24 protein-coding genes and 1 pseudogene are annotated in these 21,194 nt (G+C 69.0%); 5 read left to right on the top strand and 20 right to left on the bottom strand.

The window, feature by feature from the left end:
- Positions 1–8: 8 nt before the first annotated feature.
- From ACFRIC_RS28835 to ACFRIC_RS28755, 17 genes and pseudogenes are all read right to left on the bottom strand, one after another.
- The gene (locus ACFRIC_RS28835) at positions 9–851 is read right to left on the bottom strand and encodes a hypothetical protein (RefSeq protein WP_382791499.1); all 843 of its coding nucleotides are present in this window, start codon (positions 849–851) and stop codon (positions 9–11) included.
- Positions 848–1,042: a hypothetical protein gene (locus ACFRIC_RS28830; RefSeq protein ID WP_382791496.1), complete on the bottom strand. Its 195-nt coding sequence runs from the start codon at positions 1,040–1,042 to the stop codon at positions 848–850. Before ACFRIC_RS28830 ends, ACFRIC_RS28835 begins: the two co-directional genes overlap by 4 nt.
- A complete protein-coding gene (locus tag ACFRIC_RS28825) occupies positions 1,039–1,386 on the bottom strand; it encodes a DUF6907 domain-containing protein (protein ID WP_382791493.1) in 348 nt (115 codons plus the stop codon). Before ACFRIC_RS28825 ends, ACFRIC_RS28830 begins: the two co-directional genes overlap by 4 nt.
- The gene (locus ACFRIC_RS28820; protein ID WP_382791490.1) at positions 1,383–1,553 is read right to left on the bottom strand and encodes a hypothetical protein; all 171 of its coding nucleotides are present in this window, start codon (positions 1,551–1,553) and stop codon (positions 1,383–1,385) included. Before ACFRIC_RS28820 ends, ACFRIC_RS28825 begins: the two co-directional genes overlap by 4 nt.
- Before the next feature lie 115 nt (positions 1,554–1,668).
- Positions 1,669–2,028: a hypothetical protein gene (locus ACFRIC_RS28815; protein ID WP_382791487.1), complete on the bottom strand. Its 360-nt coding sequence runs from the start codon at positions 2,026–2,028 to the stop codon at positions 1,669–1,671.
- Positions 2,029–2,427: 399 nt separating this feature from the next.
- Entirely contained in the window at positions 2,428–3,576 is a 1,149-nt protein-coding gene (locus tag ACFRIC_RS28810) for a tyrosine-type recombinase/integrase (RefSeq protein ID WP_382791484.1), read from the bottom strand.
- Positions 3,576–3,776: a helix-turn-helix domain-containing protein gene (locus tag ACFRIC_RS28805; protein WP_382791481.1), complete on the bottom strand. Its 201-nt coding sequence runs from the start codon at positions 3,774–3,776 to the stop codon at positions 3,576–3,578. The genes ACFRIC_RS28810 and ACFRIC_RS28805 overlap by 1 nt, the downstream gene beginning before the upstream one ends.
- 433 nt (positions 3,777–4,209) lie before the next feature.
- Complete coding sequence (locus ACFRIC_RS28800) at positions 4,210–5,691, bottom strand: ATP-binding protein (protein WP_382791478.1); 1,482 nt, start codon at positions 5,689–5,691, stop codon at positions 4,210–4,212.
- A pseudogene (locus tag ACFRIC_RS28795) lies at positions 5,684–6,579 on the bottom strand (bifunctional DNA primase/polymerase). The gene ACFRIC_RS28800 and the pseudogene ACFRIC_RS28795 overlap by 8 nt, the downstream one beginning before the upstream one ends.
- An 86-nt stretch (positions 6,580–6,665) precedes the next feature.
- On the bottom strand, positions 6,666–7,142 hold the full coding sequence (locus ACFRIC_RS28790) for a hypothetical protein (RefSeq protein WP_382791475.1): 477 nt from the start codon (positions 7,140–7,142) through the stop codon (positions 6,666–6,668).
- Positions 7,143–7,346: 204 nt separating this feature from the next.
- On the bottom strand, positions 7,347–9,461 hold the full coding sequence (locus ACFRIC_RS28785) for an FtsK/SpoIIIE domain-containing protein (protein WP_382791473.1): 2,115 nt from the start codon (positions 9,459–9,461) through the stop codon (positions 7,347–7,349).
- A 72-nt stretch (positions 9,462–9,533) separates the two neighbouring features.
- Positions 9,534–9,851, bottom strand: a complete 318-nt coding sequence (locus ACFRIC_RS28780; RefSeq protein ID WP_382791470.1) for a hypothetical protein — start codon at positions 9,849–9,851, stop codon at positions 9,534–9,536.
- A 2-nt stretch (positions 9,852–9,853) separates the two neighbouring features.
- Positions 9,854–10,084, bottom strand: coding sequence for a hypothetical protein (locus tag ACFRIC_RS28775; protein ID WP_382791467.1), 231 nt, complete (start codon positions 10,082–10,084; stop codon positions 9,854–9,856).
- 29 nt (positions 10,085–10,113) lie between these two features.
- Positions 10,114–10,428, bottom strand: a complete 315-nt coding sequence (locus ACFRIC_RS28770; protein WP_382791465.1) for an RRQRL motif-containing zinc-binding protein — start codon at positions 10,426–10,428, stop codon at positions 10,114–10,116.
- Positions 10,428–11,249 carry a protein spdB gene (locus ACFRIC_RS28765; protein ID WP_382791462.1) on the bottom strand — a complete coding sequence of 274 codons (822 nt, stop codon included), beginning with the start codon at positions 11,247–11,249 and terminating at the stop codon, positions 10,428–10,430. The genes ACFRIC_RS28770 and ACFRIC_RS28765 overlap by 1 nt, the downstream gene beginning before the upstream one ends.
- A gap of 38 nt (positions 11,250–11,287) precedes the next feature.
- Positions 11,288–11,620 carry a hypothetical protein gene (locus ACFRIC_RS28760; protein WP_382791459.1) on the bottom strand — a complete coding sequence of 111 codons (333 nt, stop codon included), beginning with the start codon at positions 11,618–11,620 and terminating at the stop codon, positions 11,288–11,290.
- On the bottom strand, positions 11,617–11,886 hold the full coding sequence (locus ACFRIC_RS28755) for a DUF6284 family protein (RefSeq protein WP_382791457.1): 270 nt from the start codon (positions 11,884–11,886) through the stop codon (positions 11,617–11,619). Before ACFRIC_RS28755 ends, ACFRIC_RS28760 begins: the two co-directional genes overlap by 4 nt.
- 523 nt (positions 11,887–12,409) lie before the next feature.
- On the opposite strand from ACFRIC_RS28755, the gene ACFRIC_RS28750 reads away from it, so the two are divergent.
- From ACFRIC_RS28750 to ACFRIC_RS28735, 4 genes are all read left to right on the top strand, one after another.
- Positions 12,410–13,186: a GntR family transcriptional regulator gene (locus ACFRIC_RS28750; protein WP_382791454.1), complete on the top strand. Its 777-nt coding sequence runs from the start codon at positions 12,410–12,412 to the stop codon at positions 13,184–13,186.
- A gap of 14 nt (positions 13,187–13,200) precedes the next feature.
- The gene (locus ACFRIC_RS28745) at positions 13,201–13,749 is read left to right on the top strand and encodes a UTRA domain-containing protein (RefSeq protein ID WP_382791451.1); all 549 of its coding nucleotides are present in this window, start codon (positions 13,201–13,203) and stop codon (positions 13,747–13,749) included.
- 709 nt (positions 13,750–14,458) lie between these two features.
- Positions 14,459–14,839: a hypothetical protein gene (locus ACFRIC_RS28740; protein ID WP_382791449.1), complete on the top strand. Its 381-nt coding sequence runs from the start codon at positions 14,459–14,461 to the stop codon at positions 14,837–14,839.
- A gap of 243 nt (positions 14,840–15,082) precedes the next feature.
- Positions 15,083–15,859, top strand: a complete 777-nt coding sequence (locus ACFRIC_RS28735) for a DUF5707 domain-containing protein (protein WP_382791446.1) — start codon at positions 15,083–15,085, stop codon at positions 15,857–15,859.
- Between the two features lie 18 nt (positions 15,860–15,877).
- Here the strand turns inward: ACFRIC_RS28735 and ACFRIC_RS28730 are convergent, their stop codons facing one another.
- Genes ACFRIC_RS28730 through ACFRIC_RS28720 form a run of 3 tightly spaced genes read right to left on the bottom strand, consistent with a single transcriptional unit; the run spans position 15,878 to position 19,860 of the window.
- Positions 15,878–17,146, bottom strand: a complete 1,269-nt coding sequence (locus ACFRIC_RS28730; protein ID WP_382791443.1) for an acyltransferase — start codon at positions 17,144–17,146, stop codon at positions 15,878–15,880.
- The gene (locus tag ACFRIC_RS28725; RefSeq protein ID WP_382791440.1) at positions 17,143–19,317 is read right to left on the bottom strand and encodes a glycosyltransferase; all 2,175 of its coding nucleotides are present in this window, start codon (positions 19,315–19,317) and stop codon (positions 17,143–17,145) included. Before ACFRIC_RS28725 ends, ACFRIC_RS28730 begins: the two co-directional genes overlap by 4 nt.
- A gap of 24 nt (positions 19,318–19,341) precedes the next feature.
- Positions 19,342–19,860 (bottom strand): hypothetical protein, encoded by a 519-nt coding sequence (locus tag ACFRIC_RS28720; RefSeq protein ID WP_382791437.1) that lies wholly within the window; start codon positions 19,858–19,860, stop codon positions 19,342–19,344.
- 255 nt (positions 19,861–20,115) lie between these two features.
- Between ACFRIC_RS28720 and ACFRIC_RS28715 the strand changes: the two genes are divergently transcribed.
- Complete coding sequence (locus tag ACFRIC_RS28715) at positions 20,116–21,132, top strand: glycoside hydrolase family 26 protein (RefSeq protein ID WP_382791434.1); 1,017 nt, start codon at positions 20,116–20,118, stop codon at positions 21,130–21,132.
- Positions 21,133–21,194 lie beyond the last annotated feature (62 nt).

Genomic DNA, 21,194 nt, shown 5'->3' with positions numbered 1-21,194 from the left:
CAGGTCTCCTACGAGTAGCTGCTGAGGTTGCGGGCTTCACGGCGGACGGTGGCCTGTACGGACTCGAGGTTCGCCTCCGGCAGGCGGCGCATGATCTCCTCGGCCGCGTCCCGGTTGGAGGCGCCGGAGACGAGCTGCTGCCGGGCGAGTTCGGCGATGTTCGGGCTGGCCAGGGCCGGGACGATCTCCGGCTCCTCGTCGATCTGTTCGGCGGTGTTCGCCGCGTCGTCGAGCTGGCCGAGGAGCCGTTCGGCTGCCAGCAGCTCGGCGCGGGCCTGGACCTCGGCGACGGCGACGCGACGCCGGACACCGGCGACAGCCAGCTTGGCGTTCGCCTTCGAGATCTCGGCGTCGACCCACTGCCGGTCCTCGTCGGACAGCGGCTTCTCGACGTGCTTGAAGATCGCCATCCACAGGGCCTTCGCGACGATCGACACCGCGGCGCCGACGACGGCGAGCGCCGTGGAGCCGACGAGCATGCCGTGCCAGAAGATCGCCCCGGCGGTGACGGCGACGAGGACGAAGCCCATGTTGCGGGCGAACTCCCGCTTGGCCGGGTCGAAGCGGCCCAGCCATTCCAGGATCAGGACGGTCAGCCACGAGATGTCGAAGACGACGGCCGCGGCGTAGCCGGCGCCCCCGTTGAGCAGCTGGCCGATGGAGACGGTGCTCCACACGATCGCGACGATCGTGAGGGCGAGGACCAGGCCGGACGCGGCCTTGATGGCGCGGGCGTCCCAGTCCGCCGGCATGACCGGCACCTTCTCGCTGTACGGCTTGCTGACGAGGTGGGTGATGCCGTCGACGGTGTGCTCGACGGTCCTTCTGCGTGTCTCGGTACGGAACTTCACGACTGCCCTCCTTGGGCGGCGCGGGCGACGAGGTGGGCGCACAGGTTCACGCCGTGCCGGTCGCCGAGACGGTTGGCGGTGATCAGGTCGGCGAGGATCGCCGGAATCGGGGGCAGGGGCCGCTCCGCCAGCTCGGCCGCACGGATCGCGGCGTGCTCGGTCGGCCGGCGCACGGGCCAACGGGCGGTCACTGCTCGACCTCCCGCAGCCGGATCGCCTCGGTGACGACGCGCTGCAGGACCCGCTCGGCGGACCGCAGCGCGTCGTACAGCTCGCCCATGTCCTCGACGCGGACGTCGCCGTTGAACGCCAACTGGACGGAGACGACCGGGTGCGGCTCCGGGCGCTGCTCGAGGTACGGGGCCTGAGTGAGGAAGGCCTCGAGGATCCCGCCGGCCCGGACCGTCACGCTCCTGTGCGACGTGTCCGTGTACCGCTGCGGCAGTTCGCCCTCATGCCCGCGGCACCAACCCGGCTCCGGGACGACGACCAGGCCGCGGTCGAGGGTGGCCAGGGTGACCGTGCGGGCGCTCACTTCTCCACCTCCGCCTGGTCGATGACCCGGAGGGCGGCGCGCATCGTGGAGCGCAGCTCGCCGATCCGCTCGGCGAGGTCCCGGACGTAGGTGGTGGGCTGGCCGGGCTCGCCCAGGGCCTCCTGGAGGAGACCCCGGACCAGCGCCAGCGCTTCACGCTCGTTCACGCGGCACGCCCCTTGCGGCGGGCCTTGGCGTTGGCCCTACGTGCGGCCTTCTCGGTCAGCAGCTCCAGCGGCGTGCGGGCCTGGCCGGCGACGACGTTGCGGTTGCGGCGCGGCATCAGACGGCCTCCCCGCGGACCTGGCGCAGCGCCTCGTCGGCCTGGGAGCGGTGGGCACGGTTCACGTCCGCCGTGATGTCGACGACCTTGAACATGTCGGGGAGCGGCGGCAGGCCGTCAACCTGGAACGCGGACCCGATCAGGTACCGAGCCATGCAGTCGTGCTCCAGCTCGGTGCGGTCCGGGGGAAGTGCCACGGTGACGCCGTCGCGGTCGGCGTAGGCGTAGCCGGTGAAGCCCGGCTCGGTGATGGACGCGACAACCAGCTCGATGCCCAGCTCGTCGACGAGCTGCTGCAGAGGGGCGTCCATCAGGTGGTCGACGGACGGCTTGACGGGGGGCAGTACGGTGTTGCCCATGGTTCGGTCCCTTCGAGAGAGGGTCGTACCTAGGCCCCGTTCCGGTGTTGACGCACCGGGCGGGGCCGCTTCCGTTATGGAAGCGATGACGCCACCTTAGACCCGCTTGCGTCTAACGTGCAACAGTCCGACACAAGGTTCCCGTACACATGCCATACACACGAGAACCCGACATCATTCGATGCCACACGATGCCGCAAGATGAAAAACGTGCAGGTCAGGGGGCTACTGATCGCCGACCGCAGGTCACACCCGTCTCTGTAACGGACTCCTAAAGCGGGTGTCGCAGGTTCGAATCCTGCCGGGGGCACCATGCCTGAACAGGCACGATGCATCAAAAGGCCCCGGACCGATCATGGTCCGGGGCCTTTTGACGGCACCAATTGACGGCAGTCCCTCTCAGGCAGCCGGCCGACGGCGCTTGAGCAGCCGGTCCATGTGGCTGATCGCCTCCCGTTGGGTGTCCTGCACGACGTGTGTGTAGACGTCCATCGTGATGCTGATCTGGCTGTGGCCCAGAATCTCCATGATGACCCTGGGGGCGACGCCAGCCGCCGTCAGTAACGTGGCCGTGCCGTGCCGGGCATCGTGCAGCCGGACCACGCGCAGCCCAGCATCAGCGGCGACGCGCGTGAACGACCGGTAGACGTTGCGCGGCTCGACCGGCCGACCGTTGCGAGTGGCAAAGACGTAGCCACTCTCCGACCACGCGACACCCGTGCGCGCGAAGGTCTCGCGCTGCCGCAAGCGGTGCCAGCGCAGCGGCGCAATGCACAGTGCGGGCATCGGAACCACGCGGCTGCGACGGCTCTTGGGGTCGTCGTCGTACAGGGTCCCTCTACGGCGCTGCGTCTGCTGACGTACGTGCAACACCCGGTTATCCAGGTCCACATCCGACCAGCGCAGCCCAACCAGCTCCCCGCGTCGCAGTCCCATGGCCACTGCGAGCACGAACGCGGCATACAACGGATCACGACGTGCGACCTCCAGGAAGGCCAGCGTTTCGTCCAGGGTCCACGGCCGGATCTCCCGCTGCTTGACTCGGGGTGGCTCCACCAGCGACGCAACGTTCCGGGTGATCAGTTCTTCCCGTACGGCTGCCGTGAGCGCGGTGCGGAGCACGCGGTGCGCCTCTTTGGCCGTGGCAGCCGTGTGGGTGTTCTGCACGCGGGTGATGAACCGTCGCACCTCGGCGACATTCAGCGACTCCAGCCGCCTAGTTCCCAGTAGGGGCACGAGGTAGAGCCGCACATGCGTCTCGTACTTGTCGTACGTGCTCAGCTTCCACCGCGGCTCGACGTAGTGCGCGAGCCAGTACGGCAGCCACTCAGAGAGTTTCGCGGACCGGGTAGGAGTCGGGATGTTCTGTCGGTCCCGTCGCACCAGCTCTTGACGCTTGGTGTCGCATTCCTCCCATGTGGCGCCGTAGACCGTCTTGCGCTTGCGGGTGCCATCCGGTTGCGGGACGTAGACGCGCGCCTCGTATCGACCGTCCTTGCGCTGCCAAATGCTGCCTGCGCCGTTGGGGTTCCTCTTTCGAGCTGCCATCAGGCTGCGTTCTCCTCAAGTCGGGCGTGCATGTAGCTGCGGACCGCGTCCACCGGGATGCGGCGGGCGCGGCCGGACGTGTAGCTCGGAAGCTGTCGGGATCGGATGAGGTCGTAGACCTTGCTGCGGCTGAGTCGAAGCGCGGTCATGACCTCCGGAACGGTGAGCGCTTGGGGCTCGGTCGGAACGAGGGTGAGCACGTCGGAACCTCCGGTGGCGGGGCCTATGTGTCCGAAGCTCGGATTTCTGCGTCACTGCGTCACCAGCGTCACTTAAGGCTTTGACCTGCGATTTTGTGTGACGCTGCGGATTGGGTCTGCGTCACTGGTGCGTCATGGGCTGCGTCACCGGGTGACGCAGGTGACGCAGGATGACGCAGAGCTTTCCGTCTGCGTCACCGCTGTTTCCGCAGGTCAATGGCCGTTTTTCGGGCCGGGTGACGCAGGTGACGCAGCGTTTTCCTACTTAGGACAAAGAGGGGCTGTCTGTAGTAGGTGGGTGCGCCTTACAGAGCGAATGCGGAGCCGCTGCGCGGCGCGACCTTCGGGCGGCGTTCCGCCGAACAGCAAGAGGAGCACGCACCACCGTGGCCGGTGCTCCTCTTGCTGTTTGCGTGAGCGTCCCCGGCGCGGGTCAGAACGCTGACGTCTGCTCGTGTGGAGGCAGGGTCAGGGCGACGGTGCGGGTCATTTCGAGGTAGCGGCCCGCGTTGGTGCGGCCCGAGTCGATGAGCACGCCCCGGGCGGCGAGGGTGGGCTGTAGTCGCTTGAGGCGGTCCGAGAGGACTTTGCCGGTGGTCGGCCACCCTTTGGGCAGGGGACGGCAGTCCTCCCCGCTGTAGAGGGTGCTGAGGCAGGACAGCCACTGCGTGGACGTCATCTGCTGCGCCGCCCCGGGCTCGATGGTCTCGGCGTGCAGGAGAACGGTCTGTGCGAGTAGGTCACCCTCGATCACGTCGTCGTTCAGGTCGTCCAGACTGGCCCGGTACGCGGGCAGCGCCCCGAGCCCGGTGGCTGCGTCGAGTTGCGCGCACAGGTGGGCGAAGTCCGCCATCCGCAGATCAGTGGGCGTCTCCGCCTCCATGGCGCGGACCTTGACCGTGAGGTCCAGGAGCGAGCCGAGGACCACGGGCAGCGCTTCCGCGTAGTCGGCCCACAGCTCCGCCTCGGTGCGCCGGACCTTGGGACGTTCCAGACGCAGGGGCAGGAGTCGTTCGGCGAGGTCGGGGCGGATGACGCCGACGTCGATGCCGGTGAGGAGCAAGGGGCGGCGGTAGCCGACGCGGAAGACGTCCCCGTCGGTGAACAGGGCCCGCTTGACGCTTTCGGCCCCGGTGACGATGCAGCACATCGCGTCGGACAGGTCCGGCGTCATGTGGGAGAGGTTGTCAAGAGCGGTGATCCATCCGGCGGCCACGGCCGCGATCAGGTTCTCTTCGTCCTTCGGCGCCCGGCGCAGGTCGCCGCTCATGCCTTCGATGATCCGGGTGAGCATCCGGCCGCCGGTGGACTTGCCCGCGCCCTGCGGCCCGGTGAGGAACGGCGCCGGGACCGGCACGGACGGACCGAGACAGCCGATCAGCCACGCGATGGCCAGGCACTCGGTTTCCGCGGTGGCGAAGTTGCACAGCCGCATCAGCAGATCGATGCCCTTACCGTCGGTGTCCTTGACCGGCAGCGGGAGTTCCCCGGTGAGCTGAGTCCGGCGCCAGCACACTTCGCGCGGGTCGGGGGTCAGGACATCCCAGCCCGACGGGTGGATACGGACGGACTGCCCATCGTCCCGTCCCAGGTCCAGCCACGTCGCCCCGTCGAACCCGGGAGCTACGCGGATGTGCACGGCGTGCGTGTCCTCGTACAGCGCGAGTGCTTCGATCAAGTCCAACGCCTCCTTGAGCGCGGTCCCGTTGAACACGCCGACCCCGTCCCGGTACATGCCGACGATGAGTTCTTGCCGGTGGCTGCCCGTGGTCCCTTGCGAGCGCATCGGACGGGCGACGGGGTGGCCGTTGCGCTGCGCGTACACGGTCCCGTCCGCGGTGCGGAAGTACCGGAAGTGGCTCTGTGCGTAGTCCGCGATGACCTCGCGGGCCGGGTTCTTCTCGTCCTCAGACATGACTCAGTCCCAACGTGGTCAGGGCGTTGGTCCACGCGTCCTCGCAGTGCCGGGGTGATTCGCCCTTGGACTGCGCCGCGGTGAACACCGCGTGGTGTGCGCCTCGGTGAGACAGCCGCACCGGCCATGCGTGGACAGCACTGCCAGGAAGGTCCGGTAGACGGTCGCGTGCACTGCCTCCCGAGCCCCGGTGATGCGCTGCTCCGCCATGGCGATCCCGCGGTCCAGATAGGTCGGCGTGCGGTGCGGGCAGGTCTCCCGCGCGCCCCCCAAGGGCATTGAGAGCGCCTGTGGCGGCCTGCGAGTCGCGGGCGGCTCCTTTACTGCCAGGGCGCGCACAGCGTCCGGGAGGATGGCCATGACGCCGGTGCCGGGTCCGAGCCAACGGGCGTACGCCATAAGGGACTTGATGTCAACGCCGGACCGGACCGCGTTGGCGCCGTGCATGGTGCCCCGGTAGATCCAGTGCTCACCGCGGGTCGTCGGCACGGTCCGGGTGGCGGGCAGGCTCGCCCGGGCCCACGCGATGGCGTCCGCGTTGTCGAGGTCCACCACGGTCACTCCGGCTCCGCCAGGGTGATAGGCGACCCCGGCAGCCTGCCGCCAGACTCGCGCCCACCCCGGGGAGCCGATGACACCGGGCTCGGTGGTGGCCGCGGCCCACCCGTGGCAGGGCTGCGGGCAGACGCACGGGCCAGGAACCTTCATGTTCGGCCGGCCGCCACAGACGTTCTTGGCGCAGGCCGGGCAGTTCCCGAACGGCACCTTCCCCGCTCGTAACGGCAGTACAGGGACGCCGCGGGCCGCGAGGCTGAGAGCCGTCGCAAGGTGGCCGCCCACGAGGCCACCACCTTCGGCCGCTCGCGAAGTACGGATGAGTTGCGTCATGCTGGATGTCTCCAGTTCCTTGATGAGTTGCTGGACAGCAAGGGCGACCCCGGTTCTTGGCGGAGTGGGGGTCGCCCTTGGCGTAGCTAGCCGTGGAAGTGGCTGCGCTTGATGACGGCTTTGCGGATGTTGACCGTGCTGCCCTTGCCTCCGCTGATCGCGCGGGCCGGGGCACGCAGGGCAAGGACGAGGACCGCGACCCACACGAGTGCTCCGCCGCTGATTCCGGCCGCGGCGGAGACGATCTCGCCCACGCCGTAGCCGATGCCGGCCGCGAGGGCACCGCCCCCGAGTCCAGCGCCCATGAAGCGCTGTGCGACGGGGTCCAGGAGCGGGAGCGGGGTCAGGTCGCGCGGCTCGGGGGCGAGCATCGGGGCGGGGGCGAGGTGCTTGGGCATGGGGACCATGCGCCCGTACGCGTCGGGCACCCACACCACGCTCTGACGCTCGCCGTACGGGTCCAGGGCCACCGACGGGCCCGGGTCGTAGGGCTCAAGCGGCTGCGGCTGGTGGACGGTCACGGCCCGCTGTGCGGGCAGGTAGGCGGACTGTTCGGGGTACATGCGGAATCCCTTCCGGTGCGCGGTCAGGGAGGCGAAGGCACCCCCTTGCGGGGGCGCTGAAACGGGGGTTTCGGGGGTCTGACCTGGGGTGCCTCCCTGACTCCCTGCACGATCATTCGCGCAGCTCAGAGCCAGGGAGGCGGGTGAGGGAGGCTCACAGGGAGTTCTCCCTGCCTCCCTGACCCGGGCGGGGTCGGCTCCCTGTCATCCGTCGGCGGAAGCGGAACCGTCCGTCTCGCGGTTGGCGAGGGCGCGGGCGACGCGTTCAGCGGCGACGACCATGCGGCCATCGGACTTGTAGGGCTCCGCGCCGGCGTCCTCCAGGACGCGCTTGAGGTCCAGGAACGTCCAGCCGCCGTAGGCGTCCTCGTTCAGCGCGGCGAGCCGCTTGAGGACGTCCTGTGTCTTCAGCCGGGGCTTGTCGCCGAGGACGGCGGCGATGTCGGCGAGCGGGTCGCGGTCCTCGCCCCGCTCGATCACGGTCAGGGTGGTGACCCCGTCGCGCAGGGCCTTGGCCCGGTCGGCGATGGCGGTCGCCTCTTCGGTGTCGATGTAGTGCGTGCGGACCGTGATGGACGCCTGCCCGGCGGGAATCGCGATGCCGTCGGAGGCGACGACGACCGTGCCCTTGTCGAGCCCGGGGCGCAGCAGGTTCGGTGCGGCGCCGCCGTCGACCGCCTTGTCGCCGAGGGCCATGCGGGCCTGCGCCTCGGTGCCGAGCGCGAGGGAGGCGCGGGTGTGGGCGCCCTCGCGGACCAGCTTGGGCAGGTTCTCGTTGGTCGGGTCCTGGGTGCCCTGCCACATCAGGACGTTGACCGCCCGGCCCTGGTTGTGGATTTTGCGGACGGCCATGAAGTAGCGGGAGTTGGCCTTGGCGCCGCCGTAGGGGCGCTTGTCCTCGTCCTTGGCCGGGCACATGAACGCGACCTGCGCTTCGTCCACGATCACGATCAGCGCGGGGAACTTCGTCCCGGGCGGGGCCTGGAGACGCCGGTTCATCTCGTCCACGGCGCCCTCAACCATCTCGGTCACCTGGATGACGTGGTCGTCGGTGGGGCCCTCGATCAGTGTCGTGGCGACGCCGTCGAACATCCGCCAGTCCCCGGCACCCTTCAGGTCGCCCATGAGGAACTGCACCGACTTGTCCAGGGCCAGCCACAGCGCGAGCGAGCGCAGCGCGGCTGTCTTGCCCTGGTTGGACAGGCCCGTGATCAACAGGTGCCGCTGGAACAGACTCAGGGCTGCCGCGTCGCCGCGCAGGTCCTCGCCCCAGGGGGCGCGGCCCTTGGCGTAGTCCGCGGTCATCGTCTCGTCTGTGACCAGCGGCGACGGGCCGATCGGCTCGTCCAGCGCCCCCGAGTCGGCAACCCACAGCCGGACCGTGCGGGCGGCCTGCGGGATGGTGATGAACACTTCGTGCTCGTGGCGGGTCAGGTTCTCGGCGAGCTTTCGGCGCCGGTTCTGCACCTCGATCGTGGACACCCCGGACGGGAGGGTGACGTCGACCTCCACGCCGCATCCGGCGATCCGGATCGGCCCGAGCATCGACGCGCCCGCGTCCCCCATGTCCTTGATGGCGTTACGCAGCGCGGGCACGCCGAGGTCACGCAGCGCCTTGACCACGATCGACGGGGTGATCGGCTCCCCCTCGCCCGCTCGGACGTTCGCGGGGAGCGCCCATGCAGGGGCGGCCTGCTGGTGCCGGCCGACACCCCATAAGGCCAGCAGCGCGAGGAACGGGCCGATGGCCAGGGCCGGGCCCCACACCACCTGAACGATCCGGATCAGCAGGTTGATGAACTCGATCGTGGCCATCAACGGGGTGACGACCTGCGTGACGTCCTTCGTAGCGACGGCCATCACGACCCCGAGCGCGACCAGCGAACCAACCCCCATGCCCGCGCTCACGGCGACGCCCTTGGCCGCGTCCACGGGCGAGTGCAGGAGGTCCATCCGGCGCCGGTGGCGGGCCTCGCGGAAGTGCTGCCCGCGCTCCTCCCATTCCGTGGCCATCTCGTGGTTGCCTGCGGCCTCAGCGGCGCGGAACATCCGCTCGTAGCGGGAGGCGGTCCGGCCGTCCCAGGTCCGCTTCGCTGCGATGCGGGCCCCGCCGGCGACGTAGAGGGTGTGCCGGGCAACGGCGCGGGCGGTCGTCTTGGTGGTCTCGTGCGTGACCGCGGTGCGGATGGCGCGGCCGGAGCGGACCCACAGCGGGACGGGCCGCGCGGGGGCCGGTTCGGGGACCACGGTCAACGTGGTCACGTTGACGGGCTCGGGTGCGAGGTTGTCTTTGTGCAGGTGTACGACGTTGTCACTCATGGTTGGTGGCGCTCCTGACTGCCCCGTGTCCGGGGTGAGAGGGAAGGGAGAAGGCGCGGTGCGGGCGGGTGGTCACCACCAGCCGGAGGACTTCTTCGCAGCCTTGGCGCGGGCGGCCTCGGTGACGATGCGCTGACGCTCGATCTGCAACGCGGTGATCTCCGCGATCAGCCGCGTCTCCGCCGAGGTGGAGATGGAGTCGATCCGGTTGTCGGCGCGGCCGGTGCTCTTGCCGCGCATCACCCGGTACGAGCCGCCCGCCACGGCGGCGAGCATCTGGCGCCGCTCCGAGCCGGTGAGCGGCCACAGCTCGCCGCGTCGGACGGCTTCGAGCTTTCGGTTCGTCTCGCGGATCGCCCGGTCAAGGCGACGCGTGTCGGGCTTACCCATGGTCAGACCGCCTTTCCGGCGTTCGGGGCGAGGATGAGATGGATGTCGGCGAGCTGGACGGTCGAACCCTGCGAGCGCAGCCACGCGGCGACCTCGCGGGTGACGCGGTCGGAGCAGCAGGTGATCGGGACCGTGACGGTTCCGTGGGCGAACGCACGGCCCTTGCCCGGCACGCTCACGTGCGCGTGCCAGGCGTATTCGATGCTGCCCGGGGCAGCGTTGGTGCTGGTCACAGCAGAACTCCAAGGAGTGGAGGAAGGGTTCAGGCGCAGGGCACACAGGTCCCGAGCGAGGCGGGAATGACGTAGCCCGCATCGCGCCGGCAGGACGGGCAGGTGCGGCGGGCGGCGTTGGCCTTGGCCAGCGCCGCCCACTTCGCGGCCGTCATCGGCCGCACCGGCCGGGCCAGGTCCACCCGGTAGAGGTAGGCGACCAGCGGCCCGCGGCGGCGGCGCGGCCGTTCGAGCTGCGCGGCCACCGGCTGACCACCGGGGCGCAGGCCGCGCGCCCTGAGTTGGCGAAGGGTGGCGTAGCCGTCCGGGGCCAGGTGCCACCGGAACACCGGTAGCGCGGCCATCACGCGACGCGCTTCCACGCCGCCCGCAGCCGGACTTCGGAGGCGGAGTGGCCAGCCGCCCGGAAGCGGGTCGCCATCTCCCGGTAGGACAGGGCCGGAACCCGGCTGGTGCGGATCTCATCGACCACCGCGTCAAGTTCGATGTCGGTGAGCGCGGGGCCGGATTCGAGCGCGGCCATCGGCTCGGTCGGCCCCCAGGTGGGCAGTTCCCAACGGGGTGCGACGTCGGGTGTGACGCGGCTCGTCACGCTGGTCAGCGCCCTACCGGTGTCGTCACCGGACCGGGCCGCCTCCAGCGTCGACCACGCAACCGAGAGCCGCTTAGCGGTGTCAGCCTGCACCCGGGCGACGCGAGCGCCAGCCTGCGTCACGGCCGTCAACCGCGTCTCCTCTGTGGACGCTTCGGCCCGCAGCCGGGCACGGGCCACGGCCGCTTCGTCGCGGGCTTCCTGCTGAATCCCGGTGATCGCATTCAGCGCGGCCGGGGTGAGCGCGGTCCGCTCCCACAACCCGTGGACCAGCCACAGCGCCTTCGCCGCGAGCGGCAGCCACGCCACCGCCAACCACGCGCCCGTGTCCGCTTCCGCCGTGAGGGCGTGGGCGATCAGGACCGCGGTAGCGAGCAGCCCGAACGACCAGCCGACCCCGGTCACGGCGTTGGAGTGGTCGCCCTGCGCTGCGAGGCGGCGTTCGTAGGCGAGGGTGGCGAGCCATCCCCCGTCGATGCCCAGACCGACCACGAGAGCGACCGGCCACGGCATCGCCGTGCCCAGCCACATCACGACCACGGCCAAGGTCAGGACCAGAGAAACCGCCGTCACGGCGACAGCGGGCAGAGCAGTCGGACGCTTGGGCCGGCTCACCACGCCACCCCCACCCGCTCAGCAACCTGCATGTAGCCAGTCAGGACGATCTCGGCACCGCCGTACCTCGTCTGTGCGGACATCACAGCGGTGCAGTGGTCGGACTGCACGTGGAAGTCGACCGCGGCCGGGGCGATACCGAGCGCCACCCGCCACGCCTCGAACGCCGCGAACGAACCCTGCAACGGGTGCAGAGACAGCGACAGCCGCTCCGGGTAGATCGAACTCACGTCGATGACCGGGGCCGGGAGCTCCGGGAAGTCGACGGCCAGCAGGCGCAGCGCCCGCAGCGGTGCCGACAGTGCGTTGAGTGCGGGGATCGTGCTCATGCGGCACCGCCCGTCAGGGCCGTGTCGGCGGTGCGGTTGTTCAGCCTGGCCCGCTCGGCGAGCACCCGGGCCAGGGCCCGGCGCACTCGGCGGGTGTCGACGTCGTTGGGGATGTGGTCCATGGCGATGATCTGCGCGTCGATCAGGTCGACGTCCGCCAGGATCAGCGGCATCTCCAGCTCGATCGCGTCCAGCTCCGCACCCGTCGGCTCCATGAAGTCGGCGAACGCGGTAACAGCATCCTGAACAGTGACGATGTCGTTCATTGGGTCTTGTTCCTCTCACACAGGAACGGCCCGACAGCGGCCCCGGGTCTAGCCACCCGGGGCCGCGCGCCGTTGAAGTCGGTAGATCCGGCTCCCCTCAGCGCTGCTCGTACGAGACGAGCAGCGGAGGCAACCGGCCGCAGCAGACGAGCTACGGAGGCTGGTCGTGCAGTCACGCACGGGGCTCGCCCGTACGTATCCGTCCTCTTTCTGGCAGGGGAGGGACGGCCTCCCAGGCACGCTGTTGAGTTCTCAACCAATCGACACTCCCTTCGTACTCACCCCCTCGGGCTTTCCTCCGGCGCGTCTGCTCGGAGCAGCCCAAAGAGGGCCCTCCTGTCGCCTCACTGAACTAGTTCTGCGGTGCGCTGTGACGATTAAGGCACGCTCTGGAGCGGGCGTCAATAGAACTAGTTCAGAGGGTCGGAAGATTGCCCGCGCGGATGCAGGACGACCTTGGCTATCCTTGTAGGACTAGTTCTGCCACACTGGGGTCGCGAGCCACACACCAAGGGAGTCATGCGTGGAAGAGATCAAGGTTCCGAAGATCCAGCGGGTCGCCGCTGAGCTTCGGGCGAAGATCCTGGAAGGGGTGTATCCCCCGGGTTCTGCGCTGCCCAAGGTTCGAGAGCTTCAAGAATCGGAAGGCGTCGCGTACCAGACCGCGCGCGACGTGTACCGGGTGCTGGAAGACGAGGGCCTCATCATCTCCCGCAGGGGCGAAGGCACATTCGTCTCTCCGATCCTGGGCAAAATCCACCGGGATGGGACTGGCCGGTACATCAAGTCAGCTCGGGAAGAGGCAGGAGCCCGGGGCGCGTTCGCGGCAGAGATCGCCAGGCTTGGGATGACGTCGAGCGCCTCAACGGTCATCAGCCGGGAGCGGCCACCAAAGCGCGTGGCGCAAATCCTAGGAATCCATCACGCTGCAAAGGCACTCGTCCGGGCACGGGTCATGCGTGCCGATGCGACCGTCGTGCAGGTGGCGACCTCGTACTTTCCCGGTGACGTGGCGTTCGATACGCAACTTGAGCAGCAGGACACCGGGGACGGCGGAAGCAAGTCTCGTCTTGCTGAGCTGGGGTACCAGCAGACCCGCATCCGCGAGTCCGTAGATGTGCGGCCCCCGAGCAAGGAAGAGGCCGAAGCGCTCGGAGTCTCATCCGACCGGTTGGTCTACGAGATCACCCATGTTGGCTTGACCGAGAGCGGCAAGGCTGTGGAGGTCTGCGTCCACGTCATGCCCATCACCCTTTGGACACTCAGCTATGAGTGGCCTATCGACCAGCCCGCCGTCTGAGAGGAAAGACCGAAGTGAGCAGCAACACCGCCATCGTCCGAGACGCCACGGAGCGCTACCGCACCGAGCGTCGCGAGGCCGGCGAAAGCCGCGGCGCCTTCGAGACCGAGATCAAGCGACTCGGAGGGAACCCGCGTGTGGAGACCGCGATCCGTCGCGACACCGCACCCTCTCAGGTCGCTGAACTTCTCGGCATTACGGCCACTGACCAGACCGTGATCCGTGCCAGGCACATGTATGACGGTGACCGCCTGGTGCAGCTTGCCGACTCGTACGTCCCCGTCGACGTCGCCGAGGCGGCAAGCATCGAGAACCCCGACCCCGGTCTCGGCGGCATCATCAGCCGGATGCGTGACGCCGGATTCGAGCAGACCGAAGCCATCGAGGAGATCACTCTGTACGCGGCGACTTCAGTTGAAGCGGAAGCGTTCGGTGTGGAGGTAGGCAGCAACCTGCTTCAGATCACGCACACCGGTTACACGCAGACCGGCCGGGCCGTTGAGGTGACCGTCCACCGTCCCGCACCCGGATGGGTCCTGCGCTACAGCCCGCCCGTCAGCTGATCCAGTCGCAGTCAACGGCCCGCACAAAGTGCGGGCCGTTGACGTTCCCGGGTTCGCCGCTGACGGCGAACTTTGACGGCAACGTGCGTACACACTGCCGTACTTCCGTGAACTCCCACACCCGCCTCACAGGGCCGCGTGCACCCGCAGTACTGGTCTGCTCGCCAACCAAATGATCTCCTAAAGCGGGTGTCGCAGGTTCGAATCCTGCCGGGGGCACAGACAGAAGGGCCAGCTCAGGAGGCATTTCCTCCCAGGCTGGCCCTTTGCCGTTTCCGGTATCGAGCCCCTCGCATGTCACAACGTCCTGGCTGCGCCACGCCCCTTAGCGAGCGACCTGCTGCGCGTCCACAGCAGGCACGCCCTGCGCAGATCGCTCAGGAGATCGGCGGCCCGTCCTGCTCCCCTTTCTTGGTAGGGCGTCCGCCTTCCATCTCCGGGATCGTCGAGCCGATCGGCAATCGCGCGGCCGTGCCGGCCAAAGGCGTTCCGCCGGCCTCGATGACAGGTGTACGCAGGGAGGGAACAATGTCGAATCCTCCGTGACGCTTGTCTCGTACTTGACGGGTCTCAGCCCGTTGACCAGCGGTTTACGATCTCGGACATGCGTCATGCCCTACCCCGTCTCGCTCGTCTCCTGCCGTTGATCGGTTTGATCGCCGGGTGCGGAAGCGCCCAGACCCACCAGTCCTCCCCGAGCCGAGCAAAGGTGAGCGTCGACCCTTCAGCGGCACAGCACCGCGAGGAATACGCGACCGTCCGGGGGGAACTGCTTCACGCGGCGGCGCGGGTGGACGTGCCCGGTGGGTTCCGAGGAGACGGCGAAAAAGAGCCGTCCGGCGATTACTGCTCGATCTTTCTGGACGGCTTTGTACCGGCCAGGAGTGCGGCCCATTCCCGAGAGGATGTGGCAGCGGCACTTCGGGCGGACGGCTGGAAGCAGATCCACTCCGGGGGCACCGACGAGAGTCTGCTCGCCCGCGGCACCTGGGCGGTCTTCGTCACACGCACCACCGCGCCTCTCCTGGGTGCCGATGGCAAGGTGCTTCACGAACTCACGATCAAAGCCGACTGCAAGGGGAACTCGTAGGAGGGGAAGTCGATCTGCGGTACAGCGGTGAAGTACCGCAACGACGGCAACCGGCCATGACCCGCGGCGCCTCTGAGGGGCCTCACGGCGTGCGGCGGAAGACGTGACATCGGCCGTCTGCTGGGGCAGAGGTACCGATTGCCCTTGCTTTGCCTGGAGTTGACGGGCTGCGGCCTACACTCGGCTCGCCCGTCGGTGATCGTCACCGGCCGCCCCCATCCCCGTTCGCCTCCAGGGAGCCTCATGCGCACGTCCACCGTGTTCACCGCCGTCGGCGCGCTCGCTCTCACCGCGTCGATCGCGCCCGTCGCCCACGCGACCGTGAGCGGCAACCCTGACATCAAGGTCCTGAGTGCGCAGATCAACGGCGGCAAGGACATAGTGATCGGCACCACCACCAAGGCGATATCGGCCACGGTGACGGCGACCGCTCCGTCCGGCATCAAGGACGCGTCGCTGGTGCTCTTCCACGGGACCGATCTGGACACCGACCGCTACGACGGCGTCCTCAATCAGACCTCGGACCACGCCACCTGCCAGAAGGTCGACGCCACGACCTCCACGTGCAAGCTCACGATCAACGGCAACCCGACCTTGCTGAAGAACGCGACGGCGGGGACGTGGAAGACCTACATCGCGGTCGTCGCCAAGGACGGGAGCTGGGCAGCCGTCGACCCGTACTCCAGCGTCCGCGTCCAGCGGCGGTCCGTTCTGACGGTGAACGCGTCACCGGAGCCGGTCGCCAAGGGCAGGACGATCACGGTCGCCGGCAAGCTGAGCCGCGCGAGCTGGTGGGACGACCTCGCGTACCACGGCTATGCCGCCCAGCCCGTCAGGCTCCAGTTCCGCAAGGCGGGCACGACGGCCTACACCACCGTGAAGACGATCCGCGGCGACTCCTCCGGCAACCTGAGGACGACCGTGAAGGCCTCCGCGGACGGCTACTGGCGCTACAGCTTCGCGGGCACGACGACCACCCCGGCGGTCAACGCCGCCGGGGACTACGTCGACGTCCACTGAGCGAAAGCTACGCAGCCTCTACCGGACCCTGCGACGCCCCTTGGAGCGGCGGGGATACGGGAACAGGCGCGGGCGGCGCTTGGCGGCCACGTCCTCCATCCAGCCGAACAGCACGATCGCCAGGCAGATCAGCGGGACGGCGAGGAACAGCGGGGTCCACTGGCTCGCCAGGAGCCACTGGGCGTGGTCGTAGAAGAAGGAGTTGCTCCACAGCGGGTCGATCAGCGGCTCGGTCACCACCAGGGCGAAGGAATGCCACAGGTAGACGGTGACCGCGCGGGAGTTGAGCAGGGTGATCACGCCGTTGAACCGCTCCAGCGGCTTGGGCCACTGTTCCCAGGACGGGCTCAGGTGCAGCAGCAGCATCACCGCGCCGAAGGACCAGATCGCCTGGGCGACCGGCACCGCCTCCAGGTCGGCCCCGAGGCGGGGGTCGTCCACCGGCGCCCGCATCAGCCACCAGAAGCCGAACATGAGCACCAGCGGCGCGATGGACGGCACGACGTACTGCGGGATCTTGCGGAGCAGTCCCTCCTGGTGGGCCATGCCGAGCAGCCAGCAGGAGCCGAAGGTGGTGAAGTCGGTGGCGGCTTCCATCAGCCGGCCGGACTGGTCGACCAGGCCGGAGTTGATGAAGAACGCGAGCGCCAGCGGCACCACCAGGGTGACCCAGGGCAGCTTGCGCATGGCCTTGAGCAGGAGCGGCGACAGCAGGACGTACCAGAGGTAGGCGCGCAGGTACCACAGCGGCACACAGATCTGTTCGGCCCAGGAGGCCGGCAGGTGTCCGCCGAAGGTGTGCAGCGTGGCCCCGAACGGCGGCTCGCTGAACGGCAGGATCCAGTAGGCGAGGTCGCCCCACCACCAGTTGGGGTGGTGCAGGTCGGGCCGCCAGCCTTCGAGGAGCATCAGCGGCACCACGACCGCGCCGAACAGCCACATCGGCGGCAGCAGTCGGCGCAGCCGGCCCCGGATCACGCTCAGCGCGGGCCGGTTGAGGGACCGCGCCATCAGCGACCCGGCCAGCGCGAACATGACACCCATGGAGGGGAAGACGATCGGCAGCCAGGTCCAGCTGAAGTTGTGGTAGATCACCACGCGGACCAGGGCGAGGGCCCGCAGCAGGTCGAGGTAGCGGTCCCGGCCGGGCTTGCGCGCGGGGGCCGGGGCGGTCTCCTCCTCGGGCCCCGGGCCGCGCTGGGTGGGAATCCCGGCGGGGTCCACCCGCAGGGCGACGGTGTCGTACGAGTGCTGGGTGCCGAAGGCACCCCGTTCCGCGGTGTTCATGAAGAGCTGGCCCCCGTTGTGACGTCAAGTCCGACCTCGCCGGTGCGCCGCAGCTTCTGCCAGCGCAGCCGTCCCCCGGTCAGGGCGGTGATCGCGGACTGGAGCAGCACCATGTACATGAGCACCCGGTAGACCACCTGCTGGGCCGGCAGCGTGATCAGATGCCAGGCCTTCTCCTTGTCCAGGTGGAAGGACCACCAGGCGCAGACGGCCTGCAGGGCCATCACGGCGAACCAGGCGGCCAGGGTCCTGTACGCGTCCACGAAGACCACGCCGTAGATCATGCCGATGTCGATGGCGGGCGCGAGGAGCGGTGTGATCACCATGAACAGGGCGACGAAGGGCAGGCCCACGCGGCCGAAGTGGCCGGCCGCGCCGCGCTCCAGCACCGAGTGCCGGTGCTTCCACATCGCCTGCATGGTGCCGTAGCTCCAGCGGTACCGCTGCGACCACAACTGCTTCATGCTGACGGGCGCCTCGGTCCAGGCCCGGGCGTTCTCGGCGTAGACGACCTTCCAGCCGGCCCGGTGCAGGGCCATGGTCACGTCGGTGTCCTCGGCGAGCGTGTCGTCGCTCATGCCGCCCGCCTGCTCCAGCGCGGAACGGCGGAAGCCGCCCACGGCGCCGGGGATGGTCGGCATGCAGTTGAGCACGTCGTACATGCGGCGGTCGAGGTTGAAGCCCATCACGTACTCGATGTGCTGCCAGGCGCCGATCAGCGTGTCGCGGTTGCCGACCTTGGCGTTGCCGGCCACGGCGCCGACGCGCGGGTCGGCGAAGGGCTGGACGAGCTCGCGGACGGTGGACGGCTCGAAGACCGTGTCGCCGTCCATCATGACGATCAGGTCGTACGAGGCGGCGGCCACACCGGTGTTGAGCGCGGCCGGCTTGCCGCTGTTCGGCTGCCGGATCAGCCGGACCATCGGCAGGTCGAGCTCCTCCACGATGGCGGAGGTGTCGTCGCTCGATCCGTCGTCGACCACGATCACTTCGATCGGGTAGTCGCTTCTGGTCAGGGACAGCAGGGTGTTGGTGATGCACTCCTGCTCGTTGTAAGCGGGTACCACCACGGTGACCGGTTCGGTGACCGGGTCACCCCAGGTGAAGCCCTTCTTCCGGGTGCGCCGCACGTGGACGGCCGAGAGCACCAGCATCAGCGCGAACCGCAGCATGACGAGGACGCCGACGACCGCGAGCAGGCCGACGAGCCAGGGCAGCAGGTGCACCGAGAAGGTGGTGCACCACAGGAACGCCTTGCCGAGCCACAGGTTGTAGCTGGAGACCTGGGTGTTGGCGGAGCCGGTGCCGAGCGCCTCGCCGATGGTCTTGAAGGTGTAGCCCCGGGCCTTGAGCTTCTCGATGATGACCGGCAGCGCGGCCAGCGTCTGGGACCGGTTGCCGCCCGCGTCGTGCAGCAGGATCATCTCGCCCTGGCCGGGGAGGTCGGGCATGGCGGACTTGACGATGGCGTCGACGCCGGGGCGCTTCCAGTCGTCGGTGTCCTTGTCGATGAAGGCGGTCAGATACCCCTCGGACCCGGCCTGCTTGGTCACCGGCCAGGACCAGTCGTCCAGCGCGTCCACGGTGGAGGAGTAGGGCGGGCGGAACAGGCTGGTGTGGATGCCGGCGACCCCGGCCAGCGCGAGTTGGGTCTCGCCCAGTTCCCAGGTGAGCCGGGTGCCGGAGTGCAGCGCGAGGTCGGGGTGGGTGAAGGTGTGCAGTCCGATCTCATGGCCGCCGGACACGATCCGGCGGATCAGCGCCGGGTTGCGGGTGACCATCGAGCCGGTGACGAAGAAGTCGGCGCTGATGTCCTCCTTCTCCAGCACCTCGAGGATCTTCGGCGTCCACTGGGCGGACGGTCCGTCGTCGAAGCTGAGGACGACCGTCTTGTCCGGGATCGTGTAGTTGACCGGCTTGTTCTTCTTGTCGCCGCGCGCGTCGACGACCGGGCCGCCCTCCAGCACGCTGGTGGGGACGGTGGCCTTGTCCACCGAGGTGGCGATCTTCTCGTCGTGGAAGACCTCGTTGTTCGCCATGCCCCGCAGCACCATCAGCGCCAGCAGGGTCGCCAGTACGGTCACCGGCAGGAAGAAGCGCAGGGGAGGCGCGGCGAGCCGGCGCGGGCGCGCCAGGGACTGCCGGGGACGTTGGTGACGGGAGCGGGACATCGACTTCCTGGTCTTCGCGTCTGGCTACTGCGCGATGCCGGTGACGGGGTCCGACGCCGCCGTACCGGCCGTCGTCGTCGCGGCATCTGACGCGGTGGTGTCGGGTGTGGTGGCTTGCGCGGGGTCGGTCACGGAGCTCGCGCCCGCCGGATCGGTCACCGGGCTCGTCGCCGTACCGCCGCCCGTACCGGCGCCCGTGGTACCGGCGTCCGCGGTGGCGGTGGCCGTCGCGGTGGCGTCGGGTGCGGTCGCCGTGGGGGTGGCGGCGACCGTGCCGGTGGTGCCCGTCGCGGGCTCGACACCGGGGGCTGCGGGCAGGGGCGCGTTCAGGTACTGGCTGGGCGGCGTGGTGTTCGCCGTGCCCGGGATGGTGAGAGCGGGCGCCTGCGACTGGGTTCCGACCAGGCCGGAGATCATCGCCACCACGCACGCGGCGCAGAGGATGCCCACCAGCCAGCCGAGGCCGCGCAGACGGCGGCCCCGCTGACCGCTCTGGTCGACGAAGACGGGAGCCGGCTCGACCTCCGTGGAGGTACTGGTCATCGACAGCCCCGGGCCTTCCTTCGTGCGTGGCGTGACGACTGCCAGTCCGGCGGCGCCGAACTGGCAGTGAGTAGTGCGGAAAAGTGATCCATGTGCGAGGAAAGAGAGATTATTCGACCCGCTCACGTTTCCGTACCAAGATTATTATGAAGATTCGATGAAGGTCACGCGGGTCTCGTAGAGTTCGGTGTGTCGTCGGCGGGTCTCGTAGAGTTCGGCGCACCGCCCGCCCACCGCCTGATCGGACCTTCCCGCATGGCCATACCCCGCAGCCGCCGCGGCCGCCGCCTGACGGCCGCCGCGATCGTCGTGCTCGCGCTCACGTTCCTGGCGGACGCCTGTGGAGGCACGGGCGGCGGGGGCGAGACCGGCTCGGGCAAGGCCTCGGCATCGGGCGCGCACTTCGACGTCTCGTCCCTGCTCGATCCGTCCGGCCGCGCGCTGGGCGTCGTCGACGACAAGACGCCCTGGCAGTACGACATCGTCGACACCTTCGCCGAGGAGGCCGGGCGGGCTCCCGACATCCGCGAGTACTACAGCTCCTGGGGCGACGACTTCGACCCGGAGGGCAACGCCTTCCTGTGGAAGCACGGACAGATGCCGATGATGGCACTGGTGCCCTCCGACACCTCGCTCGCCGACATCGCCGAGGGCCAGGACGACACCTACATCGGCCGGCTGGCGGACCAGATCTCCGCCTACGACGGCCCGCTGGCGCTCTCCTTCGCCGGCGAGATGAACGGCCCCTGGAACTCCTGGGGCCCCGGGGGCGCCAAGCCCGCCGACTTCGTCGCGGCCTGGAAGCACCTGCACGACCTGTTCGCCGACCGGGGTGTCACCAACGTGATCTGGGTGTGGACCCCGCACGTCGTCGACTCGGGCACCACCGCCAAGCTGCGCCCGTACTACCCGGGCGACGCCTACGTCGACTGGGTCGGCCTCATCGGCTACTACGGCCCGATCGACGGCGTCGCCTTCTCCAGCCTCTTCACGCCCACCATGCGTCAGATCGCGGGCTTCTCGGACAAACCGGTGCTGATCGCGGAGACCGGGGTGGCGGAGAGCAGCCGCAAGGAGGCGGACATCGGCGACCTGTTCCAGGGTGCCGCGAAGGCCGGCGTCATCGGGCTCGTCTGGTACGACCAGCGCAAGGACTGGCCGGGCGGCAAGCAGTTGATGGACTGGCGGATCAGCACCTCGAGGGGTGCGCGGGCCGCGTTCCAGGTGGAGGCGGCGCGGAACGGCTTCGGCCATCCGTTCACCAAGGGCTGATCCAGGGACAGCCGGGGGAAGTCGGGCGCAAGCCCTCAAAGAAACGATCTTTATCGTGGCGC

This window comes from Streptomyces sp. NPDC056738 (assembly GCF_042790435.1).
Classification (GTDB): domain Bacteria; phylum Actinomycetota; class Actinomycetes; order Streptomycetales; family Streptomycetaceae; genus Streptomyces.
The sequence above is the reverse complement of the archived record's forward strand: the minus strand, read 5'-3'. Positions and strand labels throughout refer to the sequence as shown.

What these genes read in the sequence shown, in the direction of transcription:
- ACFRIC_RS28815 (WP_382791487.1), bottom strand. Translation starts at nt 2,028, where the DNA reads ATGGGCAACACCGTACTGCCCCCCGTCAAGCCGTCCGTCGACCACCTG.
- ACFRIC_RS28810 (WP_382791484.1), bottom strand. Translation starts at nt 3,576, where the DNA reads ATGGCAGCTCGAAAGAGGAACCCCAACGGCGCAGGCAGCATTTGGCAG.
- ACFRIC_RS28800 (WP_382791478.1), bottom strand. Translation starts at nt 5,691, where the DNA reads ATGTCTGAGGACGAGAAGAACCCGGCCCGCGAGGTCATCGCGGACTAC.
- ACFRIC_RS28790 (WP_382791475.1), bottom strand. Translation starts at nt 7,142, where the DNA reads ATGTACCCCGAACAGTCCGCCTACCTGCCCGCACAGCGGGCCGTGACC.
- ACFRIC_RS28785 (WP_382791473.1), bottom strand. Translation starts at nt 9,461, where the DNA reads ATGAGTGACAACGTCGTACACCTGCACAAAGACAACCTCGCACCCGAG.
- ACFRIC_RS28780 (WP_382791470.1), bottom strand. Translation starts at nt 9,851, where the DNA reads ATGGGTAAGCCCGACACGCGTCGCCTTGACCGGGCGATCCGCGAGACG.
- ACFRIC_RS28770 (WP_382791465.1), bottom strand. Translation starts at nt 10,428, where the DNA reads ATGGCCGCGCTACCGGTGTTCCGGTGGCACCTGGCCCCGGACGGCTAC.
- ACFRIC_RS28760 (WP_382791459.1), bottom strand. Translation starts at nt 11,620, where the DNA reads ATGAGCACGATCCCCGCACTCAACGCACTGTCGGCACCGCTGCGGGCG.
- ACFRIC_RS28755 (WP_382791457.1), bottom strand. Translation starts at nt 11,886, where the DNA reads ATGAACGACATCGTCACTGTTCAGGATGCTGTTACCGCGTTCGCCGAC.
- ACFRIC_RS28735 (WP_382791446.1), top strand. Translation starts at nt 15,083, where the DNA reads ATGCGCACGTCCACCGTGTTCACCGCCGTCGGCGCGCTCGCTCTCACC.
- ACFRIC_RS28730 (WP_382791443.1), bottom strand. Translation starts at nt 17,146, where the DNA reads ATGAACACCGCGGAACGGGGTGCCTTCGGCACCCAGCACTCGTACGAC.
- ACFRIC_RS28725 (WP_382791440.1), bottom strand. Translation starts at nt 19,317, where the DNA reads ATGTCCCGCTCCCGTCACCAACGTCCCCGGCAGTCCCTGGCGCGCCCG.
- ACFRIC_RS28720 (WP_382791437.1), bottom strand. Translation starts at nt 19,860, where the DNA reads ATGACCAGTACCTCCACGGAGGTCGAGCCGGCTCCCGTCTTCGTCGAC.
- ACFRIC_RS28715 (WP_382791434.1), top strand. Translation starts at nt 20,116, where the DNA reads ATGGCCATACCCCGCAGCCGCCGCGGCCGCCGCCTGACGGCCGCCGCG.